The sequence below is a fragment of the Streptococcus suis genome, assembly GCF_016743335.1.
GTDB classification, from domain to species: Bacteria; Bacillota; Bacilli; order Lactobacillales; family Streptococcaceae; genus Streptococcus; species Streptococcus suis_Y.
In genome coordinates this window covers 1-4,369 of sequence record NZ_WCJE01000075.1, presented here as the reverse complement: position 1 = coordinate 4,369, position 4,369 = coordinate 1, and the positions used below count along the sequence as shown (strand labels likewise).

Sequence of the window (4,369 nt, the reverse complement as noted above, 5' to 3'; positions counted from 1 at the left end):
CAGAAAAGAAGGTATAGGATGCATTCCTAACCTTCTTTCTTTTTAATCATTGAACTCATAAAGAGCTGTTGACAAGTAACGTTCTCCGTTATCAGGCAAGATTGCCAACACTTTTTTTCCAGTTCCCAACTCCTTAGCAACTTCGATAGCAGCGTGAATTGCTGCACCTGAAGAAATACCAACTAAGAATCCTTCTTTTCCACCGATAGCACGACCTGTAGCTAAGGCATCATCGGATTTGACACGAATAATGCCATCATAGGCGCTAGTGTCCAAAGTATCTGGAATAAAACCTGCCGAAATACCTTGGATCTTGTGCGGACCAGGTGCTTCACCAGATAAGACAGCTGATTCATCAGCTTCGACAGCATAGATAGCAATATCTGGATTTGCTGTCTTCAAAACATGCGAAACACCTGAAACGGTACCACCAGTACCAACGCCAGATACAAAGGCATCTAAACCAGTTGTTCCAAAGTCTTCCAAAATTTCCTGTCCTGTTGTATCTTCGTGAACTTTTGGATTGGATGGATTAGCAAACTGGAAAGGAACCCAGCCATTTTTTTCTTCAGCAATCTCTTTTGCTTTGGCGATAGCCCCTTTCATCCCTTCGCTACCAGGAGTCAAGACAAGTTCAGCTCCATAAGCTTGGATAATCTTACGACGCTCAACACTCATGGTTTCAGGCATGACGATAATCACCTTATAACCTTTTGCTGCTCCAACCCAAGCAAGACCGATACCAGTGTTACCACTTGTTGGCTCAACAATAGTATCTCCAGGTTTGATTGTACCAGCTTTTTCAGCATCTTCAATCATAGCCAAGGCGATACGGTCTTTTACAGAAGATCCTGGGTTAAAGGCTTCTAACTTAACATAGACATCCGCAGATCCCTCAGGAACAATATTATTTAGCTTGATAATTGGTGTTTTTCCAACTAATTGAGTAATGTTTTGATAAATAGCCATAAGGCACCTCCAAATTATGTTATCACTAGTATATAGTAGAGAAGCTAAAAAGTATAATATAAAAAAACTATCTCGCCGATAGCTTTTTTTAATAGACAGGTACCTCAACGATTCGAGAGTTAGCTTTTTCCGCGGATACTTTTCCGTGGTAAAAGTCAGTGAGACTTGCTAAGGTTTGTTCAAGGAATTCTTTATCTACAAAAATCATGGTTGAAACTTCAGTAGTAAACTGGGTATCAAATTCTTCCAGACCTTGCTCCGCTCGCCAATTGGCAAACTCTTGGTATTGGGCATAGGACATGCTAATGGAAATCCCTTCCTGCTCCTTGACTTCCACAACCCCGATTTCCTTGACTGCATTAGCCACGGCTCCAGCGTAAGCACGAATAAGTCCGCCTGCCCCGAGTTTGATACCCCCAAAATAGCGGGTAACCACCGTTGCAACATTGGTCAGTTCGTGATTTTCTAAAACCGTCAGCATTGGCACACCAGCAGTACCAGACGGCTCCCCATCATCTGAGGAACGCTTGATTTCCATATTTTCTCCAAGGACAAAAGCAGAGCAGTTATGAGTAGCCTTGTAATGTTCTTTCTTGATTTTGTTTATAAAGTCGCGAGCTTCCTCCTCGCTGGTCACTCGTTTCATAAAGCAGATAAATCGTGACTTTTTAATTTCTTCCTCAACAATACCATCTTCTCTAATTGTTTTAAATTCTTTCATAACCAAATTGTACTAATTTTTTTAAAAACTGACAAGAAATTCCGAATAAATAAGCGATGAAAGAATTAGAAAATTATTATGGAAGATTATTTACCAAATACCAATTGACAGCAAAAGAAAGAGAAATAGCAGAAAAAGTGCCAAGTATTACAAAAAAGAATAACTGCTTTCGCTGTGGAACAACTTTTGAAGAAGAAAACAAATTGCCAAACGATGCTTATTACTGTCGAGCCTGCTTGCTTCTAGGTAGAGTGCGGTCAGACGAAAAACTCTATCATTTTCCTCAGAAAGATTTTTCAATCACTAAGTGTTTAAAGTGGAAAGGTCAATTAACTGATTGGCAACAAAGAATTTCAGATGGACTAGTTGCAAACGTGGAAAATAATCGTGCGACATTGGTTCATGCAGTAACAGGAGCAGGTAAGACAGAAATGATCTACCACACCGTTGCCTCAGTGATTGATAAAGGCGGAGCGGTTTGCCTAGCCAGTCCTCGAATTGATGTTTGTATAGAACTCTATAAACGTCTGCAAAACGACTTTTCAGTTCCAATTAGTTTACTGCATGGAGAGTCTGAACCCTATTTCCGAACCCCATTAGTTGTAGCAACCACACATCAGTTATTAAAATTTTATCAGGCCTTTGATTTGGTTTTGATTGATGAAGTAGACGCCTTTCCCTATGCAGATAATCCCATGCTCTATCAAGCAGCAGATAATGCGGTCAAGGAAGACGGAGTTCAAGTTTTTCTGACGGCGACTTCAACAGATGAATTGGATAAAAAAGTCAGAACAGGCAAATTAAGTCGTCTTAGTTTGCCAAGGCGCTTTCATGGCAACCCACTTGTTGTCCCGCAAAAAGTCTGGTTTAGTAAATTCGATGATACCCTAAAGAAAAATAGACTAGTTCCAAAGTTGAAAAAAGCGATTGAAGAACAGAGAAAGTCGGGCTTTCCCTTACTCATTTTTGTCCCAGAAATCTCCAAAGGTCAAGAATTTACCAAGATAATGAAAAAAACATTCCCAGAAGAAACAATTGGCTTTGTATCTAGTCAAACAGAAAATCGCCTTGAAATAGTTGAAGGGTTTCGCAAGAGAGAAATCACAGTCTTAATTTCGACTACTATTCTTGAACGTGGGGTGACCTTCCCATGTGTAGACGTCTTTGTTGTTCAAGCCAATCATTACCTCTACACAGCGTCAAGTCTTGTTCAGATTGCAGGCCGGGTCGGCAGGAGTATGGAACGTCCGACTGGTTTACTCCAGTTTTATCATGAGGGAAGTACAGGAGCCATTGAAAAGGCAATCGCTGAAATTAAACAGATGAACAAGGAGGCTGGTTATGTCTAATTGTCTATTGTGCGGTCAAGCTATGAAAAATAAAACAAGATTTTCAGATCTCATCTTCTTTAGTAAAGAAAAATCGGGCACTTGTGAAGAATGTTTTTCGACTTTTGAGGAAATAGCAGAGCAACACTGTCCACATTGTTATAAAAATGGAGAATCGGAAAGTTGCAAGGATTGTCAGTACTGGCAGAATCAAGGGAAACCAGTTGTCCACACAGCTTTGTACCGATATAATCAAGCGATGGCACATTATTTTAGTCGCTACAAATTTCAAGGAGACTATGTTTTAAGAAATATTTTTGCTAAAAAGCTTAGAATAGCGTTAAGCCAATTTCCTGACTACACAATTGTTCCCATACCAATTAGTCAAAAACGACTATCAGAACGCGGATTTAATCAAGTGGAAGGACTTTTGGATGCTACATATATTCCCTATCAGTCCCTTCTTGGAAAGTATGAAAGCCAAAAACAATCATCTAAAAATCGTGCAGAGAGACTAGAAGCAAAACAGATGTTCTATCTATTAGATGAAAAAGAAGTGCCAGAAAAAATATTATTATTCGACGATATATATACAACAGGAGCCACAATCCAACTTGCTGTAGAACTTTTCATGAAAATTGGTAGGAAAGAAATCAAAACATTTTCACTAACACGATGAGAAAACGGTTGCATTTATTTAATAATGTGATATAATAATAGTGAAGAAAGGCGAAAGCCAAGAAAGAGGTACTAATATGATTAAATTCAGTATTCGTGGAGAAAACCTTGAAGTTACAGATGCACTTCGCACCTATGTAGAAGAGAAAGTGGCTAAGATTGAGAAATATTTCAATGAAGAACAAGAGTTGAATGCAAAAGTAAATCTAAAAGTTTACCGTGACAAGCGCGCAAAAGTAGAAGTGACAATTCCAGTTGGAGCAGTTACACTTCGCGCAGAAGATATTTCACAAGAAATGTATGGCTCTATCGATCTTGTAGTAGATAAGATTGAACGTCAAATTCGTCGTAACAAAACCAAGATTGAACGAAAACATCGCCAAAAAGTGGCAACTGGTCAAGTCTTTACAGATGAACTTGTTGAGCAAACAGGCGAGGAAGTAAAAGTGGTTCGTACTAAGCAAGTAGACTTGAAACCAATGGATATGGAAGAAGCAGTCCTCCAATTGGAGTTGCTTGGACATGATTTCTTTATCTATACAGATGCTAATGACGGAACAACAAATGTATTGTATAGACGTGAAGATGGAGATTTGGGTCTTCTAGAGGTACGTCAATAAAGATAATAAAACAGTTGCAGTTTTTGCAGCTGTTTTATTATTTTCAAAAAACC

Annotated in this window: 5 protein-coding genes; 3 read left to right on the top strand and 2 right to left on the bottom strand. The window is 39.0% G+C overall.

Annotated elements, in window-relative coordinates:
- Positions 1-42 precede the first annotated feature (42 nt).
- Positions 43-969, bottom strand: a complete 927-nt coding sequence (gene cysK, locus F9856_RS11750; RefSeq protein ID WP_024419557.1) for a cysteine synthase A — start codon at positions 967-969, stop codon at positions 43-45.
- Between the two features lie 88 nt (positions 970-1,057).
- Positions 1,058-1,690, bottom strand: coding sequence for a YigZ family protein (locus F9856_RS11745; protein WP_015646510.1), 633 nt, complete (start codon positions 1,688-1,690; stop codon positions 1,058-1,060).
- Between the two features lie 56 nt (positions 1,691-1,746).
- On the opposite strand from F9856_RS11745, the gene F9856_RS11740 reads away from it, so the two are divergent.
- The 3 genes from F9856_RS11740 (at position 1,747) to hpf (ending at position 4,316) form a co-directional block, all read left to right on the top strand.
- A complete protein-coding gene (locus F9856_RS11740) occupies positions 1,747-3,039 on the top strand; it encodes a DEAD/DEAH box helicase (RefSeq protein WP_202106702.1) in 1,293 nt (430 codons plus the stop codon).
- Complete coding sequence (locus F9856_RS11735) at positions 3,032-3,697, top strand: ComF family protein (RefSeq protein ID WP_202106701.1); 666 nt, start codon at positions 3,032-3,034, stop codon at positions 3,695-3,697. The genes F9856_RS11740 and F9856_RS11735 overlap by 8 nt, the downstream gene beginning before the upstream one ends.
- 76 nt (positions 3,698-3,773) lie before the next feature.
- Positions 3,774-4,316, top strand: a complete 543-nt coding sequence (gene hpf / locus F9856_RS11730) for a ribosome hibernation-promoting factor, HPF/YfiA family (protein ID WP_014637536.1) — start codon at positions 3,774-3,776, stop codon at positions 4,314-4,316.
- The last annotated feature ends 53 nt before the right edge of the window (positions 4,317-4,369 follow it).